21 protein-coding genes are annotated in these 24,982 nt (G+C 71.9%); 14 read left to right on the forward strand and 7 right to left on the reverse strand.

Annotated elements, in window-relative coordinates:
- Nucleotides 1–57: 57 nt before the first annotated feature.
- The 6 genes from O9Y01_RS14005 to O9Y01_RS14030 all read left to right on the forward strand — a co-directional run bounded on the left by O9Y01_RS14005 (nucleotide 58) and on the right by O9Y01_RS14030 (nucleotide 6,004).
- Complete coding sequence (locus tag O9Y01_RS14005) at nucleotides 58–2,769, forward strand: M16 family metallopeptidase (protein WP_269632218.1); 2,712 nt, start codon at nucleotides 58–60, stop codon at nucleotides 2,767–2,769.
- Between the two features lie 121 nt (nucleotides 2,770–2,890).
- The gene (locus tag O9Y01_RS14010) at nucleotides 2,891–3,352 is read left to right on the forward strand and encodes a DUF3224 domain-containing protein (RefSeq protein WP_269632219.1); all 462 of its coding nucleotides are present in this window, start codon (nucleotides 2,891–2,893) and stop codon (nucleotides 3,350–3,352) included.
- Between the two features lie 63 nt (nucleotides 3,353–3,415).
- Nucleotides 3,416–4,591, forward strand: a complete 1,176-nt coding sequence (locus O9Y01_RS14015; RefSeq protein ID WP_269632220.1) for an alkane 1-monooxygenase — start codon at nucleotides 3,416–3,418, stop codon at nucleotides 4,589–4,591.
- 88 nt (nucleotides 4,592–4,679) lie between these two features.
- Nucleotides 4,680–5,189, forward strand: a complete 510-nt coding sequence (locus tag O9Y01_RS14020; protein ID WP_269632221.1) for a helix-turn-helix transcriptional regulator — start codon at nucleotides 4,680–4,682, stop codon at nucleotides 5,187–5,189.
- Nucleotides 5,186–5,593: a VOC family protein gene (locus O9Y01_RS14025; RefSeq protein ID WP_269632222.1), complete on the forward strand. Its 408-nt coding sequence runs from the start codon at nucleotides 5,186–5,188 to the stop codon at nucleotides 5,591–5,593. The genes O9Y01_RS14020 and O9Y01_RS14025 overlap by 4 nt, the downstream gene beginning before the upstream one ends.
- A gap of 18 nt (nucleotides 5,594–5,611) precedes the next feature.
- Entirely contained in the window at nucleotides 5,612–6,004 is a 393-nt protein-coding gene (locus O9Y01_RS14030; RefSeq protein ID WP_269632223.1) for a DUF1801 domain-containing protein, read from the forward strand.
- 196 nt (nucleotides 6,005–6,200) lie between these two features.
- Here the strand turns inward: O9Y01_RS14030 and O9Y01_RS14035 are convergent, their stop codons facing one another.
- Entirely contained in the window at nucleotides 6,201–6,707 is a 507-nt protein-coding gene (locus O9Y01_RS14035; protein WP_269632224.1) for a GNAT family N-acetyltransferase, read from the reverse strand.
- Nucleotides 6,708–6,888: 181 nt separating this feature from the next.
- Between O9Y01_RS14035 and O9Y01_RS14040 the strand changes: the two genes are divergently transcribed.
- The 4 genes from O9Y01_RS14040 (at nucleotide 6,889) to O9Y01_RS14055 (ending at nucleotide 10,500) form a co-directional block, all read left to right on the forward strand.
- Entirely contained in the window at nucleotides 6,889–7,377 is a 489-nt protein-coding gene (locus O9Y01_RS14040) for a VOC family protein (protein ID WP_269632225.1), read from the forward strand.
- A gap of 10 nt (nucleotides 7,378–7,387) precedes the next feature.
- Nucleotides 7,388–7,780, forward strand: coding sequence for a GFA family protein (locus O9Y01_RS14045; protein WP_269632226.1), 393 nt, complete (start codon nucleotides 7,388–7,390; stop codon nucleotides 7,778–7,780).
- A gap of 159 nt (nucleotides 7,781–7,939) precedes the next feature.
- Nucleotides 7,940–9,619, forward strand: coding sequence for a hypothetical protein (locus O9Y01_RS14050; protein WP_269632227.1), 1,680 nt, complete (start codon nucleotides 7,940–7,942; stop codon nucleotides 9,617–9,619).
- A gap of 35 nt (nucleotides 9,620–9,654) precedes the next feature.
- Nucleotides 9,655–10,500 carry a DUF6683 family protein gene (locus O9Y01_RS14055; RefSeq protein ID WP_269632228.1) on the forward strand — a complete coding sequence of 282 codons (846 nt, stop codon included), beginning with the start codon at nucleotides 9,655–9,657 and terminating at the stop codon, nucleotides 10,498–10,500.
- Nucleotides 10,501–10,534: 34 nt separating this feature from the next.
- Here O9Y01_RS14055 and O9Y01_RS14060 read toward each other — a convergent pair whose 3' ends face one another.
- The 5 genes from O9Y01_RS14060 to O9Y01_RS14080 all read right to left on the reverse strand — a co-directional run bounded on the left by O9Y01_RS14060 (nucleotide 10,535) and on the right by O9Y01_RS14080 (nucleotide 20,268).
- Nucleotides 10,535–11,596, reverse strand: a complete 1,062-nt coding sequence (locus O9Y01_RS14060; RefSeq protein ID WP_269632229.1) for an alpha/beta fold hydrolase — start codon at nucleotides 11,594–11,596, stop codon at nucleotides 10,535–10,537.
- A 97-nt stretch (nucleotides 11,597–11,693) separates the two neighbouring features.
- Nucleotides 11,694–13,358, reverse strand: a complete 1,665-nt coding sequence (locus O9Y01_RS14065; RefSeq protein WP_269632230.1) for an alkaline phosphatase D family protein — start codon at nucleotides 13,356–13,358, stop codon at nucleotides 11,694–11,696.
- Nucleotides 13,355–17,500 (reverse strand): alpha/beta fold hydrolase, encoded by a 4,146-nt coding sequence (locus tag O9Y01_RS14070; protein ID WP_269632231.1) that lies wholly within the window; start codon nucleotides 17,498–17,500, stop codon nucleotides 13,355–13,357. Before O9Y01_RS14070 ends, O9Y01_RS14065 begins: the two co-directional genes overlap by 4 nt.
- Nucleotides 17,478–19,325, reverse strand: a complete 1,848-nt coding sequence (locus O9Y01_RS14075) for an ATP-binding response regulator (RefSeq protein WP_269632232.1) — start codon at nucleotides 19,323–19,325, stop codon at nucleotides 17,478–17,480. Before O9Y01_RS14075 ends, O9Y01_RS14070 begins: the two co-directional genes overlap by 23 nt.
- A gap of 367 nt (nucleotides 19,326–19,692) precedes the next feature.
- On the reverse strand, nucleotides 19,693–20,268 hold the full coding sequence (locus O9Y01_RS14080) for an HD domain-containing protein (protein WP_269632233.1): 576 nt from the start codon (nucleotides 20,266–20,268) through the stop codon (nucleotides 19,693–19,695).
- A 182-nt stretch (nucleotides 20,269–20,450) separates the two neighbouring features.
- On the opposite strand from O9Y01_RS14080, the gene O9Y01_RS14085 reads away from it, so the two are divergent.
- From O9Y01_RS14085 to O9Y01_RS14100, 4 genes are all read left to right on the forward strand, one after another.
- The gene (locus O9Y01_RS14085; RefSeq protein ID WP_269632234.1) at nucleotides 20,451–20,996 is read left to right on the forward strand and encodes a cytochrome b; all 546 of its coding nucleotides are present in this window, start codon (nucleotides 20,451–20,453) and stop codon (nucleotides 20,994–20,996) included.
- A 35-nt stretch (nucleotides 20,997–21,031) separates the two neighbouring features.
- A complete protein-coding gene (locus O9Y01_RS14090) occupies nucleotides 21,032–21,646 on the forward strand; it encodes a YceI family protein (protein WP_269632235.1) in 615 nt (204 codons plus the stop codon).
- Nucleotides 21,647–21,690: 44 nt separating this feature from the next.
- Nucleotides 21,691–22,260: a YceI family protein gene (locus O9Y01_RS14095; protein ID WP_269632236.1), complete on the forward strand. Its 570-nt coding sequence runs from the start codon at nucleotides 21,691–21,693 to the stop codon at nucleotides 22,258–22,260.
- A gap of 123 nt (nucleotides 22,261–22,383) precedes the next feature.
- The gene (locus O9Y01_RS14100) at nucleotides 22,384–22,926 is read left to right on the forward strand and encodes a DUF4124 domain-containing protein (RefSeq protein ID WP_269632237.1); all 543 of its coding nucleotides are present in this window, start codon (nucleotides 22,384–22,386) and stop codon (nucleotides 22,924–22,926) included.
- Nucleotides 22,927–22,937: 11 nt separating this feature from the next.
- Here the strand turns inward: O9Y01_RS14100 and O9Y01_RS14105 are convergent, their stop codons facing one another.
- Nucleotides 22,938–24,782, reverse strand: coding sequence for a methyl-accepting chemotaxis protein (locus O9Y01_RS14105; protein WP_269632238.1), 1,845 nt, complete (start codon nucleotides 24,780–24,782; stop codon nucleotides 22,938–22,940).
- Nucleotides 24,783–24,982: the final 200 nt, after the last annotated feature.

Genomic DNA, 24,982 nt, shown 5'->3' on the forward strand with positions numbered 1-24,982 from the left:
ATCATCACGACCCCGGCGGGTGCACACTCGCCGCGGTTGAAAACCTGCACCGCCACCATGACACGCACGCTACACCCCCTGAGCCTGGCCCTGGGCCTGGCCTTTGCCTTCGGCGCCCAGGCGCATTCGCTCAAGCCCGTCCACAGCGTCGAAGGCATCAGCGAGTACCGCCTGCCCAACGGCATGCAGGTGCTGCTGGCGCCGGACGCCTCCAAGCCCACCACCACGGTCAATGTGACCTACCGCGTGGGCTCCCGGCATGAGAACTATGGCGAGACCGGCATGGCCCACCTGCTGGAGCACCTGATCTTCAAGGGCAGCCCCAAGCACCAGGACCCCTGGGCCGAGTTCACCAAGCGCGGCCTGGCCGCCAACGGCTCGACCTGGTTCGACCGCACCAACTACTTCGCCGCCTTCGCCGCCAATGAGGACAACCTCAAGTGGTACCTCACCTGGCAGGCCGATGCCATGGTGAACAGCTACATCGCCCGCCGCCATCTGGACACCGAGATGACCGTGGTGCGCAATGAAATGGAGATGGGCGAGAACGACCCGGGCGGCGTCACCACCCAGCGCACCCTGGCCTCCATGTACCAGTGGCACAACTACGGCAAGGACACCATCGGCGCCCGCGCCGACGTCGAGAACGTGGACATCGGCCGCCTGCAGGCCTTCTACCGCACCTACTACCAGCCGGACAACGCCACCCTGATCGTGGCCGGCAAGTTCGACGCCAACAAGGTGCTGGACTGGGTGGAGCAGAGCTTCGGCAAGCTGCCCAAGCCGAAGCGCCAGCTGACCAAGCTCTACACCATCGACCCGGTGCAGGACGGCGAGCATGCCGTCACCGTGCGCCGCCAGGGCGGCACGCCCATGAGCCTGGCCGCCTACCACGTGACCCCGGGTGCGCACCCGGACCAGGCCGCCATCGAGGTGCTCAACCTCATCCTCACCGAGGCCCCCGGCGGCCGCCTGCACAAGCGCCTGGTCGAGGAGACCAAGCTGGCCGCCAGCGTGGGCAACTTCGGCCTGGCCCTGGCCGATCCCGGCTTCACGATGATGATCGCCGAGCTGGCCCCCAAGGCCTCGCAGGACGAACTCAACCGCGAGCTGCTGGCCGTGACCGAAGGCTTCGCCGAGCGCCCCGTCACCGAGGAGGAACTCAAGCGCGCCCAGACCCGCTGGCTCAACCGCTGGGAGAAGCTCTTCACCAGCCCGGAGCAGGTGGGCATCACCCTGTCCGAGACCATCGCGCAAGGCGACTGGCGCCTCTTCTTCCTGCTGCGTGACCGCGTCAAGGCACTGACCGTGGCCGATGTGCAGCGCGTGGCCACCGAGCGCTTCCTGCCGGCCAACCGCACGCTGTCGCAGTACATCCCGACCGAGAAGCCGGTACGCGCGCCGGCCCCGGCCTTCGTGGACGTGGCCGCCGAGCTCAAGACCTTCAAGCCGCAGGCCGCGGCCGGCGCGGTCGCCGCCTTCGATGCCAGCCCCGCCAATCTGGACCGCTCGACCCAGCGCAGCCAGCTGCCCAACGGCCTCAAGCTGGCCCTGCTGCCCAAGCCCACCCGCGGCGAGGCGGTGCGCGGCGTGCTGGCCCTGCAGCTGGGTGACGCCAAGAGCCTGTTCGGCCAGCAGAGCGTGGCCGAGCTCACCGCCGCCATGCTCAAGATGGGCACGGCCGGCAAGACCCGCGAGCAGCTGCGCGACGCGCTGGACGCAGCCAAGATCGAGCTGCAGATCAGCAGCCCCTCTGCCGACCGCGTGGTGCTGAGCTGGAGCACCAAGAAGGAGTTCGCCCTCCAGGCCCTCAGCCTGATCGGCGAGATCCTCAAGCAGCCGCGCCTGGAAGCCGCTGGCCTGGAAGAGCTGCGCGCCCAGTCGCTGACCGGCATCCAGGCCCAGAAGGACAACCCCGAAGGCATCGCGCAGAAGGCCGTGGGCGTGGCCCTGAACACCGAGCCCCGCGGCGACGTGCGCCATGTGCGCAGCTTCGAGGAGGAAGAGGCGGACGTGAAGGCGGTGACGCTGGACCAGCTCAAGGCCTTCCATGCCGCCTTCTACGGTGCCAGCCAGGCCCAGCTGGCCATGGTCGGGGACTTCGACGCTGCCGCCGTCAAGAGCGCCGTGAGCGCCGAGCTGGGCAGCTGGAAGGCCCAGGCCGCCTACAGCCGCATCCCCCGCCTGCACGTGGACAAGCCCGGCCAGGTGCAGCTGCTGCGCACGCCGGACAAGCAGAACGCCATGATGCTGGGCGTCCAGTCCCTGCCTCTGGATGACAGCTCGCCGGACCTGGCGGCCCTGCAGCTGGCCAACCACATCCTGGGCGGCGGCGGCAGCTCGCGCCTGTGGACGCGCATCCGCGAGAAGGAAGGCCTGTCCTACGGCACCGGCACCGGCGTCAACCTGGGCGCCGAGGACCCCTCCGGCGCCTGGTACGTCTACGCCATCTTCGCGCCGCAGAACCGCGAGAAGGTCGAGACCGCCTTCCGCGAGGAGGTGGCCCGCGCCCTGAAGGACGGCTTCAATGCCAAGGAGCTGGACGAGGCCAAGCAGGCCCTGCTGAACCAGCGCCGCCTGAGCCTGGCCCAGGACGGCGCGGTGGCCGGCATGCTCAGCAGCCAGCAGCGCCTGAACCGCAGCTTCGCGCGCGAGCAGAAGCTGGACGAGGCCCTGCAGCAGCAGACCCTGGACCAGGTCAACGCCGCCCTGCGCAAGCACTTCAAGCTGGACGCCTTCCAGCTGGTCTTCGCCGGCGACTTCAAGTGATCCCGGGACCCCGCCCTGCCCGCGCGCAGGGCGGGGTCATTCGATGCCGCCGCCCGCCCCGGGCTGCGAAGATGGGGGCCCGCCTGTGCCCAGGCAGGCCCCCTTTTTCATTACCCACGCCATGTCACCTGCCCCTCAAGCCGAGACCGTCGCGCCGCAGTACTGCAGCGGCACCTTCAAGGTCAGCATCCAGCCTCCGCAGATGATGGCCAGCCCGGAGGGCGGCCCGGCCCAGGCGCGCCGGCCCCTGGAGAAGCAGTTCGAGGGCGGCCTGCAGGGTCGTTCCGTGGGCGAGATGCTGGCGGCCGGCCAGCCCCAGCAGGGCGAGGCCGCCTATGTGGCGCTGGAGTCCTTCCACGGCACGCTGCAGGGCCGCCCGGGCGGCTTCGCGCTGGCCCACCTGGGCCTCATGCAGGCCGGCCGGCACGACCTGCGCATCGCCATCGTCCCGGGCTCCGGCATGGGCGCACTGCAGGGCATCACGGGCGAGCTGACGCTGCGCATCGAGGGCGGCGTGCACCACTACGAGCTGGCCTACACGCTGCCGGAGCAGGCCGGTATCGCCACCCCGCCTCGGGATTGACGCTGGCCGGCGCCAGGCGCAGCATGGCCCGGCCGCAGCGCCACGGCGCACAGGAGGACGGCCATGCGCACGCTCAGTTCCCCATCGCCCACCCAGGCCCGCTGGCGCGACCCCAAGCGCTGGTGGTGGCTCATGTCCCCGGCCTTTCCTGCGCTGGTCTGGCTCAATGTGCTGCGCTACCTCGCCACGGGCGACGAGCTCTGGCTGTGGATCAGCACCCTGGTCGTCTATGTCGGCATTCCGCTGCTGGACACCCTGCTGGGCCAGGACCGCAGCAACACGCCCGAGGATGAGCGAGCCCGCATCGAGTCCGACCCCTGGTACCGCGTGCTGCTCGTGCTATTCGTGCCGCTGCAGTACGGGCTCACGGTGCAGGGCGCCTGGGTCGCTGCCACGCAGCCCCTGAGCCTGTGGGGCTGGCTGGGCCTGGTGCTCAGCGTGGGCGGCATCAATGGCGTGGGCATCAACACCGCCCATGAGCTGGGCCACAAGCGGCCGCGCTGGGAGCGCTGGCTCTCGCGCATCACCCTGGCGCCCGTGGCCTACGGGCACTTCTACGTGGAGCACAACCGCGGTCACCACCTGCGCGTGGCCACGCCGGAAGACCCGGCCAGCAGCCGCATGGGCGAGAGCTTCTGGGCCTTCCTGCCGCGCACCGTTTTCGGCAGCCTGGCCTCGGCCTGGGCCATCGAGGCCGAACGCCTGGCACGGCTGCGCCTGCCCGCCTGGCACTGGCGCAACCAGTGCCTGCAGGCCTGGGCCATGACCCTGGCCTTCTACGGCGCCCTGGCCCTGTGGCTGGGCGCGCCGGTGCTGCTCTTCCTGGCGGCGCAGGCGGCCTACGGCATCAGCCTGCTGGAGGTCGTCAACTACATCGAGCATTACGGCCTGCTGCGCCCGCGTGATGCGCAAGGCCGCCTCACGCCCTGCGACCCCACGCATTCCTGGAACTCGGACCACCGCGTGTCCAACGTCTTCCTCTACCAGCTGCAGCGGCACAGCGACCACCACGCCCACCCCGGCCGCCGCTACCAGGTGCTGCGCCATTTCGACGAAAGCCCGCAGCTGCCCTCGGGCTACGCCGGCATGCTCTTGCTGGCCTATGTGCCACCGCTGTGGTTCCGGGTGATGGACCCGCGCGTCGTCACCCACTACGGCGGGGACCTGGGCCGGGCCAATCTGCAGCCCTCGCGCCGGCGGCGCCTGCTGGCGCGCTGGGGCACGCCGGCCTCCCGCTGAACGCAAGCCCCTGCGGCAGGCGTTCCGCCGCGCCGCCTCTATCATCCGCAGCTTCCCGACGACAGGGCGGCCGCGCCCTTTCCCTGGCATGTCCCTGCCCCCCCGTTCTCCGAGCCCCGCGCTGCTGCGCCGCCTGCTGCGCGCCCGGGACCGCATGGACGCCGCCTCCGAGGAGGCCTGGCCGGTGCAGCGCCTGGCCGCGCTGTGCGGGCTCACCGAGGCCTACTTCGCCCGCGCCTTCAAGGCCGCCTTCGGCCTGCCACCGCACCGCTACCTGCTGAGCCGCCGCATCGAGCGTGCCTGCGCCCTGCTGCGGGACACCGAGATGAACGTCACCGAGATCGCACTGCAGACCGGCTGGGAGAGCCTGGGCACCTTCGGCCGCACCTTCCGCGACATCACCGGCAGCCACCCTGCCGCCGTGCGCGAGCAGCTGCGCCGCGAGACCCCCGTCCAGGCCCTGGCCGGCATGCCCCTGTGCCACCTGATGGCCGCCCACCGCCCCGATCTGCTCAGCGCAGTTTCGGAGAAGCGCCGCCAGGCCGCAGCCGCTACAAACGAGGCCTCGGACACTGACAGCGACAAGGAGCTGACATGAATGCAGGAATCGACGTGATGGGCCTCTACGTTCACGACCAGGACGAAGCCCTGGCCTTCTATGTGGAGCGGCTGGGCTTCAAGGTGCACACGGATGTGCGCAATGGCCCCTTCCGCTGGCTGACGGTGCAGCACCCGGAGCAGCCGGAGGTGCAACTGGGCCTCTTCAAGCCCGGCCCGCCCATGCAGGACGCGGCCACGGCCGACGCGCTGCAGGCCCTGGTGGCCAAGGGCGCCATGCCGCCCCTGGTGATGCGCGTGAAGGACTGCCGCGCCAGCTGCGCGGCCTTCCGTGCCGCCGGCGTGGAGATCACCCAGGAGCCCGTGGAGCGCTTCGGCAGCGTGGACGCTGGCTTCCGCGACCCTTCCGGCAATGGGTGGAAGCTGATCCAGACCCGCGACTGAACCACAGGAGAACCGCCCATGCCCAGCCGCAGCGCCAAGCCCGCAGGCCCCTCCCCTTCCACCCTGATCGACGAGCGCATCGCCACCCTGGGCGACTGGCGCGGCGCCCTGCTGGGCCGGCTGCGCGCACTGATCCTCGAGGCCAGGCCCGACATCGAGGAAGACTGGAAATGGAGCGGCCCCTGCTGGACCCATGCCGGCCTGATCTGCACCGGCGAGACCTACCAGCGCCACGTGAAGCTCACCTTCGCCCATGGCGCCTCGCTGCCCGACCCGTCCGGCCTCTTCAACAGCAGCCTGGACGGCCGCGTGCGCCGCGCGATCGACTTCGCCCAGGACGCGGTGGTGGACGGGCCGGCGCTGCAAGCCCTGATCCGTGCGGCGGCCGACTACAACGCCGGCAAGGCCTGACCCCACGCCAGGGGCCGGCCCGCGCTTGAAATGCGGGCCCCGGCCTCCAGCTATGGCCCCATGTTCCAGTTCTTCCACCCCCGCCCCGTCGTGGACCGCCGACCGGTGGCCGAGCACAGCGTGCGCATGCAGGCCGTGGCCCTGCCGGCCTTGACGGCCCTGGCCCCCGCCGCGCCCGCGGGCGAAGCACCGGCGCTCAGTCCGCCAGCAGCGCCCAGCGTTCGTGGTCCCGCCAGCGCCCGTTGATCTTGAGGTAGCGCGGCGAGAAGCCCTCCTTGCGGAAGCCGCAGCGCCGCGCCAGCGCCAGGGAGGCCGCATTGCCCGGCTGGATGTTGGCCTCCACGCGATGCAGCTTCAGCACCCGGAAGGCGTGACGGCAGACCGCCTGCAGGCCCTCGCCCATCAGCCCCTGGCCGGCGTGGGGCGCGAAAGCGTAGTAGCCCAGGTAGGCGCTGCGCAGGGCACCCAGCACGATGTGGCTGAGGTTGACGACGCCCACCAGGCTGTCGTCGTCACGCCGCAGGACCAGGAAGGACTGCTGCCCCGGCTGGCGCATGCGGTCGAGCCAGGCCAGGAAGGCCACGGCATCCGCCGGCGGCGACACCCAGCGACCGTGCAGGCGCCGGCTGGCGGCCACGGCGGCCAGGAAGGCGGGGGCGTCGCCGGCCTCGGGCGAGCGGAGATAGATGCGGGACGGTGGCATGGACAGGCAGGCAATCGCAGAGCCGGCATTGTGGCCCTGGGACGGCGCGACTGACCGCCCCGCAACAACCCTGCACCGACCAGGGCGGGCACCCCGCCAGGCGAGGCCGACTCGGCTAGTCTTCAGCCAGGCGCCCGGCCGTCCGGGCCGGGCGCACCCCTCCTTCAGCCGGAGCCCCCTCATGACGCCCAAGACACCCAAGAACACCCTGTGCCTCTGGTACGACGGCACGGCCCTCGAGGCCGCAGAGTTCTATGCCCGCACCTTCCCTGACAGCCACGTCGGCCCCATCTGCCGCGCGCCGGCCGACTTCCCCAGCGGCAAGGCCGGCAGCGTGCTGACGGTCCAGTTCAGCGTGATGGGCATTCCCTGCCTGGGCCTCAACGGCGGCCCCGGCTTCCCGCCGACGCAGGCCTTCTCCTTCCAGGTCGCCACCGAGGATCAGGCCGAGACCGACCGGCTCTGGGACGCCCTGCTGAGCAGCGGCGGCCGGCCCAGCGCCTGCGGCTGGTGCCAGGACCGCTGGGGCGTGCACTGGCAGATCACGCCGCGCGTACTCAGCGAGGGCATCTCGGACCCCGATCCCGCCGTCGCCCGGCGCGTCTTCCTGGCCATGATGGACATGGTCAAGATCGACATCGCCACCATCGAGGCGGCCCGGCGTGGCTGAGGGCGGCCCCATGGACAGCGTCAGCGGTGGATGCCTGTGCGGCCGGGTCCGACTCGTGGCCAGCGGCCGGCCCCGGCGCGTGGGCCTGTGCCACTGCCTGGACTGCCGCAAGCACCACGGCGCCCTCTTCCACGCCTCAGCCATCTTCGAGCAGACGGCCGTCGCGATCAGCGGCCCTACACAGCACTACCGCGGCCGCCACTTCTGCCCGCAGTGCGGCTCCTCGGTCTTCTCGCGCTCGGGAGACGAGGTCGAGGTGCACCTCGGTGCGCTGGACGCCCCCGACCAGTTCCGCCCGCACTACGAGCTGTGGACCGTGCGGCGCGAGTCCTGGCTGCCGCCTTTTGAGCTGACGGGGCACTACCCCGGCGACCGGCCGGCGGACGCCCCCCGCGAGTGCTGAGGCCCCGCCCTCCTGCGGACTAGGGGGTCGCCGGGCGTGGGTTAACGCGCCGATACATCTCCGCTGCCACAAGCGCCCGGGAACAGGCATGGTGTCGCCGCGGTGCAGGGGGCGGAGGCCCGCCTGCCACCGACGACAGGATGTGCAGGGAGGGATGCCATGAAGGCCGAGACAGGCGTCGGGATGGGGCTGCGCGCGCCCCGCCACCGGATCAGGACCAGCGTGCAGGCACTGGGGCTGGGGCTGACGCTCGCCCTGGGCGCCCCGGGCACGGAAGCCGCGGCCGCGTCGGCGCTGGACGCCGGCACGATCGGGCAGGTGGTCGGTGCCGCCACGCTGGACGCCATGGCCGAGGCCTCGGTGCGGGCCTGCGTCGAGATGGGCGTTCCCCAGGGCGCGGCCCTGCAGACCGCCTTTGCCGACTGGCGCACGCGCCACCGCCTGCCGCTGCTGCGCTCGGTGGTGATGAGCCTGGCGGCCCGCCAGCACCGCGATCCCCCCTGGAAGGACCTGCGCGAGACCATGTACCAGCGGGTGCTGGACGAGCCCCAGCCCGACAAGGCCTGCGAGGCGCTGATGCAGGACTGGTCCACGCCCACCATGGACGCCAGCACGCTCTACCCGGCCGCCGTGGCCACCGCCCAGGCCCTCATCGCGGAAAAGCTGGCCCATGCGCCCGAGCCCCTGCCCGTGGTGCCGGGATTGCTGGGCGGGGGTCAGGTCTTGACCATCGCCCAGCTGCTGAAGCTGATCGAGCCTGCGGGCAAGGCGGGCGGCGGCCAGGACGCGCGCCGGCCGCTGTCCAATGTGCTGGTCAGGGGGCGGGTCGTGCGCTGGCTGGACGACCGCGTCAGTTTCCAGCTGGTGCAGGACGAGGGCCCCTTCAGCGCGCAGCGCGCCATCGTCCTGCGCTTCGATGCCGAACCGCTGCTGGGCCGCGAGGTGGTGCTGCGGGGCGACGTGAAGGACCCGCGCGCCTACACCGTGGAGCTCTCCGATGCCGCCTGGCTCAGCGACCCCGGCGGCCTGCAGGCCTCCCCGCTGCCGGCCCAGGCCCTCCGGCGCAAGCCCGTGCCCCTGCAGCGCGTGCTGGGCAAGCCCGGCCAGGGCGTGCCGGAGAAGGAGCTGGCCGCCGTCGTGCTCTACGGCTACGGGGACTACAGCAACGGCTCGCAGTGGCGGGAAGACGTGCGCTTCCTGCTGCGCGACGGCAGCGCCTACCTGCGCACCGAGATGCCCCCCGACCAGCTGGACGCCGGCCGCTCCCGGCGCCTGGAGCCGCAGCAATGGGCACGGTGGCGCGCCCGGGGCGAGCACTACGACTTCCAGGCGCAGAACGAGCAGGGCACGCCCGAGGGCGCCTGGGAGGCCGCCCAGCACCGGCCCATGCGACCCTGGGCGCCCGGCACCCGCCTGGAGGGCAGCTACAGCCGCAGCGCCTTCCACGGCAGCCTGTTCACCGGCGGCACCGCCTCCACGAACAGCATCCGCTTCAGCCGCGACGGCCGCTTCGAACGCAGCTTCTATGCCCAGTCCGGCTCGGGCAGCCTGGCCGCCGTCCAGGGCACGGTGATCCACGGCGCCTCCTCGGGCGACGGCAAGGGCAGCCAGAGCGTGTTCGCCGGTACCGTCGGCACCGGCCTGGGCAACGTCACCACCACCTCCGGCCCCGCGCGCAAGGACGACGGCGCCAGCCGCCGCGGCAGCTACACACTCAGCGGCTATGTGGCGGTGCTGCGCTACGACGACGGCCACGAGGAACGCCTGCTGAGCTTCCCGGTGGACGACGGCAGCCGCTCGGTCTACCTCGGCCAGGGCAGCTACTCGATCAACAAGTGAGCGCTGCACCGCGTGCAGCCCCGACGGAGAGTCCCATGCATCCTCATTCCTGCTCATTGACGCAAGACCTGACCCCGCCGCGGCACCGCCCGGCGCGCACGCCGAAAGCGGCCGCCGCCACCCTGGTGCTGGTGGCGGCCACCCTGCTGGGCCTGCCCAGTGCCGGCAACGCCGCCGCGCCCGCCGCCCAGGCCACGCCCACGCTGAGCCTGGCCGAGCAGATGCGCGCCATGCTGGGCAAGCCGGCCGCCGGCAACGCGCCGGGGACGCCTGCCGGCGCAGGCAAGGGTGCGGGCCCCTTGGCGGGCGGCAGCGCCGGAACCGTCGCAGCCCAGGGCACCGGCCCCCTGTTCACCGCGGCGCCGGCCGTGGCCGCGGCACCGCTGCTGGTCGAGGGCCCGGCGCAGTTGCGGCAGTCGGCCACCGAGCTGGCCCAGCGCTTCCCGGCCGCCCAGCGCGGCGCCATGAGCAAGGCCTTCGAGGAGTCCTTCGCCTTCTGGCAGAAGCTGGAGACGCAGCTGGGCCTGGCCTCCAATGACCTCGCAGCGGGCGTGGCGGCCTTCATCGCGGGCAACTACGCCGCCTTCACGCAGCAGCAGGTGGCCGACGAGCACTTCAAGACCCTGGTGCGCCAGATGCAGGGCCTGCTGGGGCAGAACGCCGGCATCCAGCAGGCCAGCCCGGCCCAGCGGCGCGCCATGTACGAGCAGCTGGCCATGGTGGGCACCTTCATGGTCGTCTACCGCGAGCAGCTGAGGCTCAAGCCCAATCCGGCGGAGGAGGTCCATTTCCGCAACACGGCCCGGGCCAATCTGGAGACGGCCCTGGGCGTGGGGGTGGAGCGGCTGCAGATCGGCGCGCAGGGCCTGGAGATCCGCTGAAAGCCGCGAGCCCGCTGCTCAACCGATCAGCGGATCAGTGGATCAACGGCAGGATGCGCTCGCGCAGCAGCCGGTACTGCGCGTCCAGCATGGGCTGGTTGGGGTCATGCCCGACCTGGGGCAGCAGGACCAGCTCCTTCACGGGAGCCTTCAGGCCGGCCACAAAGGGCTGGGTCACGTCGGGCGTGGTGAGCAGGTCCTCTTCGCCCTGCACGAAGAACATGGGCAGCCGGAACTCTGTGCCCAGCTTGCGCAGATTGATCGTCGAGGCCATGCCATCGCCTTTGAGGCCCACGAACTGCAGGAAGGAGTAGTCCTCGCCGGCCTCGTAGTCCGCCTGCGCCTTGGGCGTGGCGTAGAGCGCGGGCGGCTGCCACCAGGCCTTGGGCGCCGGGATCGTGCGCTGGGCTTCGTAGCGGCGGATCACGCGGCGCACCTTGCCGAAGCTGCGCGGGTCCGTCCAGGGTGGTGCGCCCACGGCCTGCAGCACCGCCAGCGCCTCCTGGTCCTGCGCGTCCTGGACCCGCTTGAGCAGATGGGCATAGCTCTGCACCCCGTTCTCGACCTCGTCCACGATCTGCGAGGTGCCCAGGTAGGCATGGAAGAGCTCGGGATGCGCATGCACCATGTGGAGGCCCAGGACCGAGCCCCAGGAGCTGCCCCACACGATGACCTTTTTCTGACCGAAGCGCTTTGCCAGGTAGGCCGCCAGCTCGTTGCCGTCGCTGACCAGCTGCGCAACGGTCAGCGGCACGTCGTCAGCCGTCGGGTTGCGGCCGAAGGTCATGCCGGAGCCGCGCTGGTCCCAGTGCACCAGGGTGAAGTCCCGCGCCCAGGCGCCGAACATGGCGTCGCCATAGGGGCTCAGCGGATTGCCCGGCCCGCCATGGACGAAGAGCACGATGGGATTGCCGCAGCGTTCGCCCTTCACGGTGACCCACTGCTCGATGCCGCCCAGCTTGACGAAGCCCTGCTCGTCGACGCGCTGCGCCGGCGATGCACAGGCGGCGGTGGCGGGCGGGGCGTCCGTGGCCGCGAGCGCCCAGGCAGGCAGCAGACAGGCAATGGCAAGGAGGGCGAGAGCGCGTCTTGGCATGGGGCGAGCGGTCGTTGGTGGAGATGCTGGAGCGTAGCGATCCCGCCGGCGGCTGCCAGTCGGCATACCCCTGGGTCCGTGGCCGGCGAGCCCGGCCTCACGCCGGATGGCCAGCGCCGCGGGCCTCCCAGACGACCGTGTGCCGGCAGCCCGTCCCGCGCTCGAAGGCCACGCTCACCTGCCCCGCGCGCAGGCTCAGCACGGCAAACCCGTCCCCCGGGTGGTCGGCCCAGTCGGTCACGAGGCAGCGCAGGGCCGGCCCCGCGGGGGCCTCGGCATCGGGCATCAGCGCAAAGGAGTCCGGCACCTGGAAGGCCTCCGCCTCCGTGACCGAGAAGGGCCAGGGCGCATGCAGGGCCGAGCTGTGGACGCTCAGCAGGCGGACCCGGGGCTGGTCCACGCGCAGGCCGCCCTGGCCGTCGTCCACGCCCACCCAGGCGGTGGCGTAGCCGCTGCGGTGCTCGTCGCCGGAGAGGAAGAGCACGTCCTGCGCACCGTGCCGCCACAGCGCGCGCAGCAGGCCGTGCTGGCTGGCGGGAAAGCCGTCCCAGGCATCGCTGGCGGCCGCGGCGCCGGGGAACTCGGCCACGCTGCGGCGCCGGGGCAGCAGCAGGGAGCCGCTGAGCACCACGCGCGGGCGCTCGTCCGGGCGTTCGGCCTTCTGAGCCAGCCACTGCTGCAGCGCCTGCCACTGCGCATCACCCATGATGCGGGCGGACATCAGGCGCGACTGCGGCCGGGGCTGGCGCTCCAGGCGGGCATCGGCGATGAAGAAGCGCACGCCGCGCCAGTCGAAGCGGTGCCAGAAGTGCGCATGCAGGCCCTCGCGCTCGCCCGGCTCCCAGCGCGCGGCCCAGGCGGCGGCGCGGGCTGGCGCCGCCCAGCGGCCGTGGTCCACCTGGCCGTCGGCGCGCAGCACCGGGCCCCAGTTGTCCTCGATCTCGTGGTCGTCCGGCGCATGGACGATGCGCTGCAGCGTGGGCGGCAGGTGGCGCACGAGGCCGGCCTTGAAGTGCTGGTAGGCGCGGGTGTAGCGCTCGACCGAGTTGTGGGCGTCGGCCAGGCCGCCGCTGGCGTCAGCGTAGATCTCGTCGCCCGCGATCAGCAGCAGCGAGCAGGCACGGCCCTCGGGCGTGTGGCGCGTGAAGTCCACCATCCGGGCCAGGGCGGCATCCACGGGGCCGGCGCGGCGCGGGTCGCGCTCGGCGCCCTGGCGCGCATCCAGCAGGCCCGGCGGGTACTGGCAGGCGGCGAGGATGAAGCTCAGCCCCTCCTCGCGAGGCGCCGCCTCCTCGGGCTCGGGCCGGGGCACGAAGGCGTGGCGCAGCTCCAGCGCGTCCATGGCCAGCGCCGCCCGCAGCGCGGCTTCCAGCTCCTCCTCGGGCGAGCTGCTGCGCCGGGCGGCTTCGACCCACTGGCCGCGCAGGTCCGCATACAGCATCAGGCACAGCAGGCCGGTGCCGGGCTCGGCGGGCACCTCGTCCAGCGGCAGGCGGCAGCGCAGGGCTTCGCCAGGATGACGCTGCCCGGCCAGTTCGAAGTCGCGCAGCCGCACCTGCTCGCGCAAGGGGCGCGCAGGCTGCAGCGGCTCATAGCCTGCGGGTGTCTCGCGCACCGGCAGCCAGGCCCACTGGCGCGGCCAGCCCAGCTCGGGGCGCAGGGCGGTCAGCAGGGCCAGCTCGTCCCCCTCCTGGCGGCGCTCCACGCGGTGCAGGGGCGGCCAGGCGCAGCGAGGCTCGACGGGGGGCAAGGGCTTGTTCATGGCATCTCCCGGCGCAGGAACTCGATGACATGGCGGAAGACCGCCTGCTCGATGTCATGTCCGATCAGGCAGTCCTGGTGGCCGTGGCCCACGATGAGCCGGAACTCGTGCCGCCCCGGCGCGCCCTGGGCATAGAGATCGTGCAGCAGCTCGCCGCTCTCCGGCTCACACAGGCCGTTGAGCTCGCCATGCAGGGACAGCACGGGGAACTTCGCCAGCTGCGCGAAGGCCTTGCGCAGGTCGTCCAGGTAGAGGCTGGCGCCGCGCCAGTCGGTCAGCTCGCGGCTGCGCGAGAAGTGGATGGCCTGGGCGACGGTGTCCATGTTGAGGGGGCCGAAGTGGTCGTCGATGAAGTCGAAGACCGGCGGCGCGACATTGGCGATGGCGAAGTCCCGCCCGTAGAGTAGGTCCATGCGATGGCGGGTGCGGGTCCAGGGCGTGCGGCGCAGGCTGGGAAAGGGCGGGTTCTCGAGGTCGAACTCCTCGTCCGGGTAGGGCAGGCTGGCCAGCAGACGATCGACGAGCTCGTCCAACAGGCCCGGCTGCTCGGGGCGGAAGCTGAAGTCCTGCAGAGGCAGGTAGGGCCGCAGGTGCTGCATCAGCAGGGCCCGGGCGGCATTGGTGGGCGAGAACACCATGCGCGGCGTGACCTGCGAGATCACCAGCCGGCGAATCCAGCCCTCCTCCATCAAGGCCCGGCGCAGCGGGAAGAAATGCTCCTCGGGCTGGCGCTGCGGCTGCAGCAGGGCCATGTGCAGCATCACCGAGCCCATGCAGTGGGCCAGCACGTCGATGGGCACGGCGCCGGTGGCGCGGCGCACGGCGTCCATGGCCACGGGGATGTCGTTGAGCGCGCACTCCTCGAAGGTCCAGGGCAGGCGGGCCGTGGGCATGCCGGCGCTGGTGCGCATGTCCAGGATCCACACGTCCCAGCCGGCCTCGTGCATCAGCCTTGCGGGGCCGGGCTGCACCGAGTGATGGGCGAAGGTGGTGCCGCTGGCGCTGTAGCCGTGGATCATCAGCAGGGGCCGGCCGCCCTCGCGGCGGTAGCGCGTGAGGCGGATCATCACCGGCCCGCGGGCCTCGTGCGCATGACGGGCCGGGCCGCGCGAGAGGCCGGCATCCTCGCAGCGGCCCACTGCGATCTCCTGGATCTCGGGCAGGGGCAGGCCGGGCACGGCGCCTGGCAGGCGATGGATCTCGCGCGGCGGCGCGGCGTCGGGCTTGCGGAAGGTCCAGGCATGCACGCCCATCAGCAGCCGGCTCATGTAGGCCAGCAGGCTGCCGACGTCGCGCAGCGCGCTGCTGAGGTCCTCGGCCTGCACCAGGCGCAGCAGGGGCTGGCGCTGACGGGCCAGCTCGTCGAGGTCCAGCGCGAGGACGGCGGGGCCGGACCCGTCGACGGCACGAAACGGGCCCTGCTCCAGCCGGGCCTGCGTCAGCTGCTGCCAGGGATTGCCGCGCCGGGTGTAGCGCAGGTGCTTCTGCAGCACGACGCGCTGGCCCAGCAGGGGGCGGGCCCAGTCCGGCGCGTCTGGCAGGGTGGCGGGGATGCGCAGTTCGTAGCGCATCAGCCGCTCCTGCCCGCCGTGGCTGGCCAGGGCCAGGGCATTGGCCCAGCGCTCGCACAGCGCGGCCCAGGCGCTCTGGGGGCGCGCCCGGGGCGCTGCCCCTTGCGCCAGGCGCTCCTGCAGGGCCTGCACCGTGTCGCGCCAGCCGCGGTTGCGCCACCAGGCCCACAGGCCTCTCCACAGGCGCTGCCGCGCGTGGCTGGGCGCGCGGTGGAAGACACGCAGGCTGACCTGCTCCAGCGGCACGATCCAGCGCGCCGCCGCATCCGGATGCTCGGCATGCTTCCAGAGCTTGTGGCCCGCATCGGGTCCCTGCGCGCTGACGGCCATGCGCTGCCCGGGCCGCAGCGGATCGCGCCGGGTGTCGAAGAGCCGCAGCCGGCAGGCCGGTGTGCCGTGCAGCACGCGGTCGGGGCCCGGCTCGACCAGGCGCTGCACCGTCGTCGGCTCAAACTCGAAGCTCAGCTCCAGCTGCTTGGTCTCGCCCCCCTGCGCGCCAGGCACCCGCACCAGGCCGACCAGCTGCTCGCGCAGCTCCAGCAGGGTGGGCCGCTGCGGCGGCGGCGGGCCGCGGCGGTCGCGGTAGATCGGGCGGTGCAGCCAGAAGGGGTCCTGCGAGGCCGTCTCCGCGCCGGCCTGCAGGCCCCAGCGGCGGCACAGCTCCGGCAGCGCGCGCAGCACCAGCGCCGTGATGCTCAGCGCCGGGTTGATGCCCAGCGCCCCCGGCACGATGGCGCCGTCCAGCACCGCCAGGCCTGGGTAGACGCGATCGGGCGGCTCCAGGCTTTCCGCGCCCACCGACGGACGCAAGACCTGACCCCACTCGTTCACCACGCCGTCCTCGATGCGGTCCGCCATCGCGCAGCCGCCCAGCGGATGCACCGTCAGCAGCGGGCCCTTGCGGTCCTCGATGAGAAAGCCCATGGCCTCGGGCAGGATCTCCCACAGCGGGTTGGCCAGCAGGCGCTGCCCGCGCGCCGCCAGGTGCTGGCGCAACCAGCGGTGGCGGGACAGCACCTGCGGGTCGCTCCCCAGGCCAGGCCAGCGGATCTGCAGGCTGCCCGGATCGGCGTCCTCACCGGCCCGGCCCTGCTGCAGGCTCATGCGGCCCTGCGCCGCGTCCATGCCGATGAGGGCCACGGGCAGGGTGCGGGCGCTGGCAGCCCGGGTGATGGCGTAGGGATCGGGGAAGTCGAAGCCGGCGCCATGCTCGCTGCGGTCGGGGCGGGACAGCCCGTCCAGGGTCTCGCCCAGGGCAAAGAGCTGCTCGAAGGCCCAGCGCATGGGGCCGGGGATGGCCAGGTCCTGCAGCACGCAGCCCAGCAGCGGTGCCTGGCCGGCGCCGGGAGGCGGGCGCTCGGGATCGGGATCGCGCAGCTGGCGGGCATCCAGCATGGCGGTGATGGTGGGGCCGGCCTGACGCGTGGTGGGGTCCTGGGACTCGTCGGCCAGGGCGTCGAGCGCCGGGGTGTCGCGCACGGCGGCCAGCAGGTCGCCGTTGGCGCTGACGCCCTCGCCCAGGCGGTCCGACAGCGCCAGGCCCTGGCGCCGCGATCGCAGCAGGATCTCGGTGGAGCCCAGGCTGCCCGCGGCCAGCACCACGCGGCGGGCGCGCAGCAGAAAGGGCCGGGCCTCCTGGCGTGCCTGGTTCTCGTCGGTGGGCAGCACGGCCAGCTGCCAGGCGGCGGCCTCGCCGGTGCGCGGGTCCAGGCCCTCGGGCCGCAGATGCAGCACGGTGGCGCCCGTCAACATCTCCACGCCGCGGCGGCGCGCAAGCCACAGCAGATTGGTGTCCAGCGACTCCTTGGCCCCGTGGTTGCAGCCCGTGGCGCAGTCGCCGCAGGCCACGCAGCGGTCCAGGGGCAGGCCCGCCGCGGAGCGCGGATCCGCCCGCATGGCCACGGTGATGGGCACCTCGCGGGCGGGCAGCCCGGGCGCGGCCAGGCTGCGCAGATAGTCCGCGCGGCGCGGCACATGCGGGGTGAGGGCGGCAATGGTGTTGGGCTCGCCCCGGTGGCCCTCCGGCGCGGCGGGCTCGGCGCCCAGCAGCTGTGCGGCCCTGGCGTACCAGGGGGCCATGCCGGCGGGATCGCGGCGCAGACGGTCCGGCCAGCGCGGGCCGCGGAAGACGTCCGCCTCGGCCTCCAGCATCACGCCGGCATTGATCAGCGAACCGCCGCCCAGGCCGTTGGCCAGCACCACGCAGAGCTCCGGTCCCAGGCGGAAGTCGAAGAGCGCCTCGCGGTAGCCCTTCACCTGGCCGCGCCGGCCTTCGTCCGACATCGAGAAGCGCACATGCCCCGGCAGCTCGGCCATGCGGGCCGGGAAGCGGCCGGGCAGGTATTCCAGGCCGCGCTCCAGCAGGAGGATCTTCGGCGGCGTGCCCTGCGCGTCGGTGCAGCGGGACAGCTGCTCGGCCGCCGCGGCCGCGCCATAGCCGCTGCCGACGATGATGACGTCGGCATCAAGGGCGCCGGCCTCCCCGCGGGGATGGGCCAGCAGCCAGTCGCTCAGCGGGCGGGAGAGCCAGTGATGGCGGCGCCTGTCCTCATGCCGGGGTTCCTCGTACATCTTCAGCCTCCCTGGCCGACCGTGGAACATGCGCGACACCGCCCAGCACCCGCTGCATGGCGGTCATGAGCTGGTCGGCGCGAACGGGCTTGTGCAGGAGTTCCAGGCCGGCGGCCTGCGCATCGCGCAGGCGCTGCGGCGCCGTGTCTCCGCTGATCAGGAGGGCCGGGAGGGCCGGGACCAGGTTGCGCAGCGAGCGCACGGCGGAGAGCCCGTCGTCGCTGCCGCGCAGGCGGTAGTCGATCAGCAGCAGGTCCGGCGCCTGCTGCATGCACAGCAGCACGGCCTCGCGGGTGGTGCCGGCGCAGCGCGCCTGGCAGCCGAGCTCGGCCAGCAGGGTACACATGGCCTGGCGCACCAGCTCCTCGTCGTCCACCACCAGCACCTTGAGGCCGCGCAGGGAGCGGGCGTCGCCGGTCTCGTCGAGCTGGCTGTCCGGCCCCTGCTCGGCGGCCTCGATGCCCAGGGTGAAGCAAGACCCGACCCCCGGCGTGGACTCCAGCTGCAGATGCAGGTCCAGCAGGTCCACCAGGCGGCTGACGATGGAGAGCCCCAGGCCCAGGCCCTTGGCGCGGTCGCGCTCCTTGTTGCCGATCTGGTAGAACTCGTCGAAGACCTTCTGCTGTTCCTCCTCGGCAATGCCGCAGCCGGTGTCACGCACCGAGACCTGCCACAGCTCGCCGCGGCGTTCGGCCACGATGCTGATCTGGCCGGCCTGCGTGTACTTGATCGCGTTGTCGATCAGGTTGCGCACCACGCGCTCCAGCAGCAGGGCGTCGGTCTCCACGTAGGCGTTCATGGGGCAGATCAGGGTCAGCTCCAGGCGCTTGCGCTGGGCGCTGGGCAGGAACTCCTGCTGCAAGCGGCCCAGCCAGTGGCCCAGGTTGAAGACCTTGGGGTGCACGGGCACGACCTCGGCGTCGAGCTTGGAGATGTCCAGCAGCGCGTCCATCTGGCCCGAGAGCGCGTCGATGGCGAGATTCATGTTGCGCACCACGCCCAGGCTGTCCTCGTCCAGGCGGCGGCGCAGCAGGGCGGAGCCGAACAGGGTCAGCGTGTGCATCGGCTGGCGCAGGTCGTGGCTGGCCGAGGCGAGAAAGCGGGTCTTGGCCTGCATGGCCTGCTCGGTCTGCTTGAGCGCGGCACGCAGCTGCTGGTTGCTCTTGACCTGCTGCTGTCGGATCAGCACGGAATCACAGAAGACGCGGTAGTTGTCCCGCGCCAGATTGCGCAGCATGAAGCCGAACAGCAGGATCAGGCCGCCCATCACCGCGTCCTGCCAGACCGTGGCATGCGCGCCGGCCCCACCGGTCAGCCAGGCCAGGCCGTTGGCCAGGGTCACGGGCCCGGAGAAGGCCATGAACACGGGCAGGTAGCCCGCGGTGCTGGCCACGGCGCCGGCGCACAGGCCCAGCAGCAGGATGGTCTGCACCATGCGTTCGTAGTCGCTGATGGAGGCCGAGAAGACCAGCACCATCGAGAACACCAGCCCGTTGAGCAGGCTCAGCATCACGGCCCAGCGCATGCGCTGCGAGACGGGGTAGTGATCCAGCTGAGGCAGCCGCCCCAGCACATGACGCCGCAGCAGCAGGGTGCCCAGCACGGCCAGCATCCACAGCACCGGCCAGGCAGAGCGGGTCGGCAATGCGGCCATCAGGGCCATGAAGAAGGCACTGAGCCCGACGGGATAGGGCATGCGCCGGCTCTGCTGGGCCAGCAGGCGCAGGAGTTCGACGCTGATGAGGAGCTGCGCTTCGTCGCGCGTCTCGTGGGGCGGCGCGGCGCGCCAGCCCGTCCAGATCGCCAGGCGCTCCTTGAGACTCATGGGGCGCACTCCCCCACGGGGCTGCGGGCCTCGCGGTCCAGCGCTGCGCAGCCACCCCTCAGCGGTACTGCCAACAAGCGCAGGGACAAGGAACGGAAGGACATGGAGCGGACCTGGGCACACAAGGCGCTGACCAAAGTGCGCTGACTATACCGCCGGGTACGCTGCCCGAACTCGAATGGGGCCTCCCGCCCGGGGCGCCACAAATGACTATGCCGACCACCGCCACCCCAATGGGCTTTGGTGAGTCGGCATAGCACTCCTCCCCTCGATCAACACGCTGAGGTCCAGGCAGCGCGTGATCCGGGATGCAGTATCTGGGGCTCCGGACCGCGGACCTATCCCCCTCAAGTGGGAAGCGGGGCTTTCAAGCGATTGCAAGACGAGGCGGCGTGCGCATCTCGCGCATGAGATCGCTCAGAAGGTCGAGGTAGTAGGCCAGGGGCGGCGTGCGCTTGCCGGGCTGGCGGGCAAGGTCGTCCCAGCGCCGCAGCTGCAGGGCCTCGCGGGCATAGGGCTGGGCCAGGAAGAGCAGGCGCTCCTCGGCATTCATGCGGCCGCCCTGGTGCTCCAGGCTCAGGCGCGAGGACAGGCTGAGGCCGGCCTCGTAGCCCGCCTCGGTCGACACCAGAAAGCGCTTGGCCTGCACATGCAGGCGGATGGGCTCCAGCACGCCGGGGCCGAAGCCCTGGGCCAGCAGGGGCAGGGCCGCGGTCTCGTGGGACTCGATGCGCAGCGGCGCCTGGGCCTCGGCGTCGATCAGCTGGCCCAGGTCATGCAGCAGGGAGGCGGCCACCAGCTCGTGGTCGGCATGGGCCCACTCCGCCAGCTGCGCGCATTGCAGGGCATGGGCCAGCACCGGCACGGCCTGCGGGGCCTCGCTCTCGTAGGTGGCGCGCCCACGGCGCAGGAACAGGGCCTCGATGCGGTCGATCAGGTCCATGGGGCTCTCCAGAGTAAGACGGCAGGAGCCGGCCAGTCTGCGGGCCCCGCGTGACAGGCCCATGACCTCCGGCAGGGTGAGCCCCTCCTCCGTTCAAATCCACTGAACCTTGACCTCAAGCAAGCTGAAACCGCCCGCGGCGGCCGGCCGCGACACTCACGTCCATTCACCGAGGAATCGCCATGAACCTGCCCACCCGGACGCCCCGCTACACCGCCACCGCCATGGCCCTGCACTGGCTGCTGGCCGTCGCCATCGTGGGCGCCTTCGGCATGGGCCTGTACATGTCGGACCTGCCGCTGTCGCCCACCCGGTTGAAGCTCTTCAACTGGCACAAGTGGGCGGGCGTGACCATCCTGGCGCTGTCCGCCCTGCGCCTGCTGTGGCGCCTGGGCCACCGCCCGCCGGCCGACCTGCCCATGCCCGCCTGGCAGGCCCGCGCCGCGCATGCGGTGCACTTCCTGCTGTACCTGGCCTTCTTCGCCGTGCCGCTGAGCGGCTGGGCCTACAGCTCGGCGGCCGGCTTCCCCATCGTGTGGTTCGGCGTGCTGCCGCTGCCGGACTTCGTGCCGGTGGACAAGCCCCTCGCCCACCAGCTGAAGGAGCTGCACGAGCTGCTGGCCTGGGGCCTGGCCCTGCTGGTCCTCGCCCATGTGGCCGCCGCCCTCAAGCACCACCTGATCGACAAGGACGGCCTGCTGCTGCGCATGATGCCGGCCCGCCGCTGAAGCCCCCGAACACCTGGCCCAAGGAGCCCCTCCGAATGAAGACCACCGTCACCGCCGCCCTGCTGCTGAGCCTGGGCCTGATCACCGCCCCGGCCCTGGCCCAGAAGACCAAGCCGGCTCCTGCCGCCCCCGCCACGGCCCCGGCCGCCGCTCCCGCCCTGGTCGCCGCGCAGAGCGAGCTGAGCTTTGTCAGCAAGCAGATGGGCGTGCCGGTGGACGGCAAGTTCAAGCGCTTTGAAGCTCAGCTGGGCTTCGACCCGAAGAAGGCCGAGGCCGGCAAGGTGCAGTTCAGCATCGACCTCTCCAGCGTCACCCTGGGCGACCCCATGCTGGACGCCGAGCTGGCCAAGCCGGCCTGGTTCGACAGCAAGAAGCTGGGCCAGGCCGTCTTCACCAGCAGCGCCATCAAGCCCCTGGGCGGCAACCGCTTCGAGGTGGCCGGCAAGCTGAGCATGAAGGGCCTGCAGAAGGACCTCAGCGTGCCCGTCGCCCTCGTGCAGGACAAGGGCCTGACCACCGCCAGCGGCAGCTTCGTGCTCAAGCGCCTGGACTTCAAGATCGGCGACGGCGAGTGGAGCGACACCTCCATGGTCGCCAACGAAGTCACCGTCAAGCTCAAGCTCGTGTTCTCCGGCGTGGCCCCCCTCTGAGCCGCGCCTCTCATCCACTCCCCCTCCCAACCCACAGGAACCTCATGAAGAAGACCCTCATTGCCTCTGCCCTGCTGGCCGCCAGCGTGCTTGCCCAGGCCGAGACCGCCAAGTACCAGATCGAGCCGACCCACACCTTCGTGACCTACGAGATCCAGCACTTCGGCACCTCGACCAACCGCGGCCGCTTCGACAAGAAGGAAGGCACCGTGGAGATCGACCGCGCCGCCAAGACCGGCAAGGTGCAGATCAGCTTCGACATCGCCTCGGTCAACACCGGCGTGGACGGCATGAACAAGCACCTGCAGGGCGATGACTTCTTCAACAGCGCCAAGTGGCCCCAGGCCAAGTTCGTGGGCGACAAGTTCAGCTTCGACGGCGACAAGGTCACCGCGGTCAGCGGCCAGCTGACGCTCAAGGACAAGACCGCCCCCGTCACCCTGACGGCCAAGCACTTCAACTGCTACCAGAACCCCATGCTCAAGCGCGAGGTCTGCGGCGGCGACTTCGAGACCACCATCGACCGCACCCAGTGGGGCATCGACTACGGCCTGGCCTGGGGCTTCCCCAAGGAGGTCAAGCTGATCATCCAGGTCGAGGCCGTGCGCCAGTAAGCCGCCGCATCGGACTCCGGCACCGCCCCGGCGCCCGGACGATGGCACAAGGCCCGCCTCGGCGGGCCTTTTTCTTGCGCGACTTTGGCATACTGCCCGCCGCAACCCTCGAGCGGCGCACCCATGGACGACCTGACCCTCACGACGACCCGAACCCCCGGCAACGGGCCCCTGAAATGGCTGCTGATCGCCAGCCTTGGCCTGGCTGCGCCCGCCTGGTCCCAGGTCTACAAGTGCCAGCGCAAGGGCCAGACCACCTACCAGTCCACCCCCTGCGACGAGGGCAAGGCGGATCAGGTGTCCATCTCGGCCGGCCCCACCGACGAGGAGGTGGCGGAGGCCCGCCAGCGCGTGGCCCGGGAAAAGGCGCGCATCGACGCCCTGCCCAAGGACCGCACAGCCGCTGAAACACCGGGCGCGGGTGGCACCGCCCTCGGCAGCCGCCCGGCCGAACGCCGCACGGAAGGCAGCAGCGGCAATGGCAACGCCAGCCTCTGCGACAGCATGGCCAAGCAATATGGCGAAGCCTGGGGCAACTACAACAACGCCGTCCGCCAGGGGCGTGCGTCGGGCAGCCGCATCTACGACGCCCAGGCCGAATCCGCCATGCGCCGGATCCGTGACACGCAGCAGCTGGCCATGCGCCAGGGCTGCAAGCTCGAGTAAGACCGCCGCCTTCAGGCCAGCCTGAACTGCGCGATCTGCCCGGCCAGGGTGCCGGCCTGCTCGCGCAGGGCCGCCGCGGCCGCGCGCGACTGGTCCACCAGCGCGGCGTTCTGCTGGGTGAGCTGATCCACGTTCTGCACGGCCAGCGTCAGCTCGACGATGTCACGCCGCTGGTGCGAGGACTTGCCCTCGATCTGCGTCACGACGCCGCAGACGTCGCGCGCGCTGGCCAGCATCTGCTGCATCATGCCGCCGGCCCCGCGCGCCAGCTCGGCGCCGCTGCTCATGCGCTCGACGGAACTGCGGGTCAGCTGCTGGATCTCCGCCGCCGCGCCCGAGCAGCGCTGGGCCAGGGCCCGCACTTCCGCGGCCACGACCGAGAAGCCCCGCCCCTGCTCGCCCGCCCGGGCCGCCTCGACTGCCGCGTTCAAGGCCAGCAGATTGGTCTGGAAGGCAATGCCACCGATCAGCTCGCTGATGCTGCCGATCTGCCCCGAGGCCTGGTGCAGGGCCTGCATGTTGAGGATCACCTCCTGCACGGCCGCATCGCCCCGGACCGCCACGGCGCTGGCGGCCCGCGCCACCTCGGAGGCCTGCTCGGCCAGCCCGGCGGTGCCGCTGACGGCCGCGGACAGCGTTTCCATCGAGGCGCTGGTCTGCTGCAGGCGGGACGAGGCCTGCTCGGTGCGCTCGCCCAGGTCCTCGTTGCCCTGCGCGATCTCGCCCGCAGCCTCCTGGATGCGCGCCGCCACCTGGCCCATGCCCTGCACCATGCCCTGCAGGCGCTGGCGCATGGCCTCGACGGCGGCCAGCAGCCGGGCCAGCTCCAGCGGCCGGTCCTGCGGCACCTGCACGGAGAGGTCGCCCTGGGCAATGCGCCGGGCCACATGGACGGCCTCGCCCAGGCCCTGCAGCACGCTGCGCAAGGTCCAGGCCATCAGGGCCACCGCGGCGCCCAGCAGCAGCAGGGTCAGCCCGAGCTGCTGCCAGCGCGCCTCCCGCCGCTGCGCCTCCTGGCGCTGCAGCGTGGCCTGCACCTGGGCCAGCAGCTGCTGGCTCAGCGAGAGCTGCTGGCCGCGCGCGGCCTCCAGCTGGCTCACCAGCTGATCCAGGGGGAAGGACGGATCCGCGGCAGCCTGCTGCAGCGTGGCCAGCAAGGTCTGGCGCTGCTGGCTCAGGGCCTGAGCCAGCGCGCTGCCCTGGGGCAGGCGCAGCAGCAGGGCCTCCATGGCCTCGCCGTGCACGGCGTAGCGGGTCTGGGCCGCCGCCATGGCGGCCACGTCGTCGACGAGGGCGGCGCGGCTGAGATCGCGCAGCTGGCTCAGGGCCTCGACGGCGCGCGGCGCCTCCTGCAGGGCGGCCAGGCTGCCGAAGTGCACGGCCGGGTCGGCCTCCTGCCACAGGCCGGACTGCAGGTGCAGCCGGTCCACCTCGCGCTGCAGGGCCTGCAGCCACTGATCGAAGGCCTGCAGCCGGGCCTGGGGCGTGGTCGCGCTGGCGGCGGGGCCCTGCGCGCCCCAGTCCTGCGCCAGGGTGGCCGCCGCGGGCGCGAGCTCGCCCAGGCCCGGCGCGGCGGCCAGCTCCGCCTGCTGGCGCTGCAGCGCCTGGCGCAGCGGTGCGTCGGAGGTCGCAGCCGTGCCGGCGTCCGGCATCAGGGCGGCCTGGCGCTGCTGCTGGGCCAGCTCCATGACGGTCCACCAGCCCTCGTTCAGCCGCAGCGCCAAAGACTGCCGCTCGGCCCGCTCCAGCGCCTCCGCCGCCTCGCGACCGCCCTGCACCAGCGGCAGGGCGCCCATGGCCAGACACAGCAGGGCCGCCAACAGCAGCCGGCTCCTCAGGCTTTGCCAGTATTTCATCTCGTTCATCCCATCCGAAGAGAACCGCTCTCCTGGCGGTCCGTGCCGGCACGGTAGGCAGGGGCTGTGATGGCTCGATGACGGCGCCACGCCCGGGGCTGCCCGGCGTGACCTGTGTCACGAAGTGCGCCGGCCCCCTGGGCGAAGGCCGGCGCGGGGCTGCCGCGCCCATCCGGACGGAGTGCAGATGGGGCCCTGGT

The sequence above is a fragment of the Pelomonas sp. BJYL3 genome (assembly GCF_027257975.1).
GTDB lineage: Bacteria > Pseudomonadota > Gammaproteobacteria > Burkholderiales > Burkholderiaceae_C > Roseateles_B > Roseateles_B flavus.

Bases quoted from the DNA above. Each gene is read 5' to 3' on its own strand.
- O9Y01_RS14095 (WP_269632236.1), top strand. From the start codon at position 21,691: ATGAAGAAGACCCTCATTGCCTCTGCCCTGCTGGCCGCCAGCGTGCTT.
- O9Y01_RS14060 (WP_269632229.1), bottom strand. From the start codon at position 11,596: ATGCCAAGACGCGCTCTCGCCCTCCTTGCCATTGCCTGTCTGCTGCCT.
- O9Y01_RS14010 (WP_269632219.1), top strand. From the start codon at position 2,891: ATGTCACCTGCCCCTCAAGCCGAGACCGTCGCGCCGCAGTACTGCAGC.
- O9Y01_RS14055 (WP_269632228.1), top strand. From the start codon at position 9,655: ATGCATCCTCATTCCTGCTCATTGACGCAAGACCTGACCCCGCCGCGG.
- O9Y01_RS14105 (WP_269632238.1), bottom strand. From the start codon at position 24,782: ATGAAATACTGGCAAAGCCTGAGGAGCCGGCTGCTGTTGGCGGCCCTG.
- O9Y01_RS14100 (WP_269632237.1), top strand. From the start codon at position 22,384: ATGGACGACCTGACCCTCACGACGACCCGAACCCCCGGCAACGGGCCC.
- O9Y01_RS14075 (WP_269632232.1), bottom strand. From the start codon at position 19,325: ATGAGTCTCAAGGAGCGCCTGGCGATCTGGACGGGCTGGCGCGCCGCG.
- O9Y01_RS14040 (WP_269632225.1), top strand. From the start codon at position 6,889: ATGACGCCCAAGACACCCAAGAACACCCTGTGCCTCTGGTACGACGGC.
- O9Y01_RS14065 (WP_269632230.1), bottom strand. From the start codon at position 13,358: ATGAACAAGCCCTTGCCCCCCGTCGAGCCTCGCTGCGCCTGGCCGCCC.
- O9Y01_RS14015 (WP_269632220.1), top strand. From the start codon at position 3,416: ATGCGCACGCTCAGTTCCCCATCGCCCACCCAGGCCCGCTGGCGCGAC.
- O9Y01_RS14050 (WP_269632227.1), top strand. From the start codon at position 7,940: ATGAAGGCCGAGACAGGCGTCGGGATGGGGCTGCGCGCGCCCCGCCAC.
- O9Y01_RS14090 (WP_269632235.1), top strand. From the start codon at position 21,032: ATGAAGACCACCGTCACCGCCGCCCTGCTGCTGAGCCTGGGCCTGATC.
- O9Y01_RS14020 (WP_269632221.1), top strand. From the start codon at position 4,680: ATGTCCCTGCCCCCCCGTTCTCCGAGCCCCGCGCTGCTGCGCCGCCTG.
- O9Y01_RS14035 (WP_269632224.1), bottom strand. From the start codon at position 6,707: ATGCCACCGTCCCGCATCTATCTCCGCTCGCCCGAGGCCGGCGACGCC.
- O9Y01_RS14080 (WP_269632233.1), bottom strand. From the start codon at position 20,268: ATGGACCTGATCGACCGCATCGAGGCCCTGTTCCTGCGCCGTGGGCGC.
- O9Y01_RS14070 (WP_269632231.1), bottom strand. From the start codon at position 17,500: ATGTACGAGGAACCCCGGCATGAGGACAGGCGCCGCCATCACTGGCTC.
- O9Y01_RS14030 (WP_269632223.1), top strand. From the start codon at position 5,612: ATGCCCAGCCGCAGCGCCAAGCCCGCAGGCCCCTCCCCTTCCACCCTG.
- O9Y01_RS14085 (WP_269632234.1), top strand. From the start codon at position 20,451: ATGAACCTGCCCACCCGGACGCCCCGCTACACCGCCACCGCCATGGCC.
- O9Y01_RS14025 (WP_269632222.1), top strand. From the start codon at position 5,186: ATGAATGCAGGAATCGACGTGATGGGCCTCTACGTTCACGACCAGGAC.
- O9Y01_RS14045 (WP_269632226.1), top strand. From the start codon at position 7,388: ATGGACAGCGTCAGCGGTGGATGCCTGTGCGGCCGGGTCCGACTCGTG.
- O9Y01_RS14005 (WP_269632218.1), top strand. From the start codon at position 58: ATGACACGCACGCTACACCCCCTGAGCCTGGCCCTGGGCCTGGCCTTT.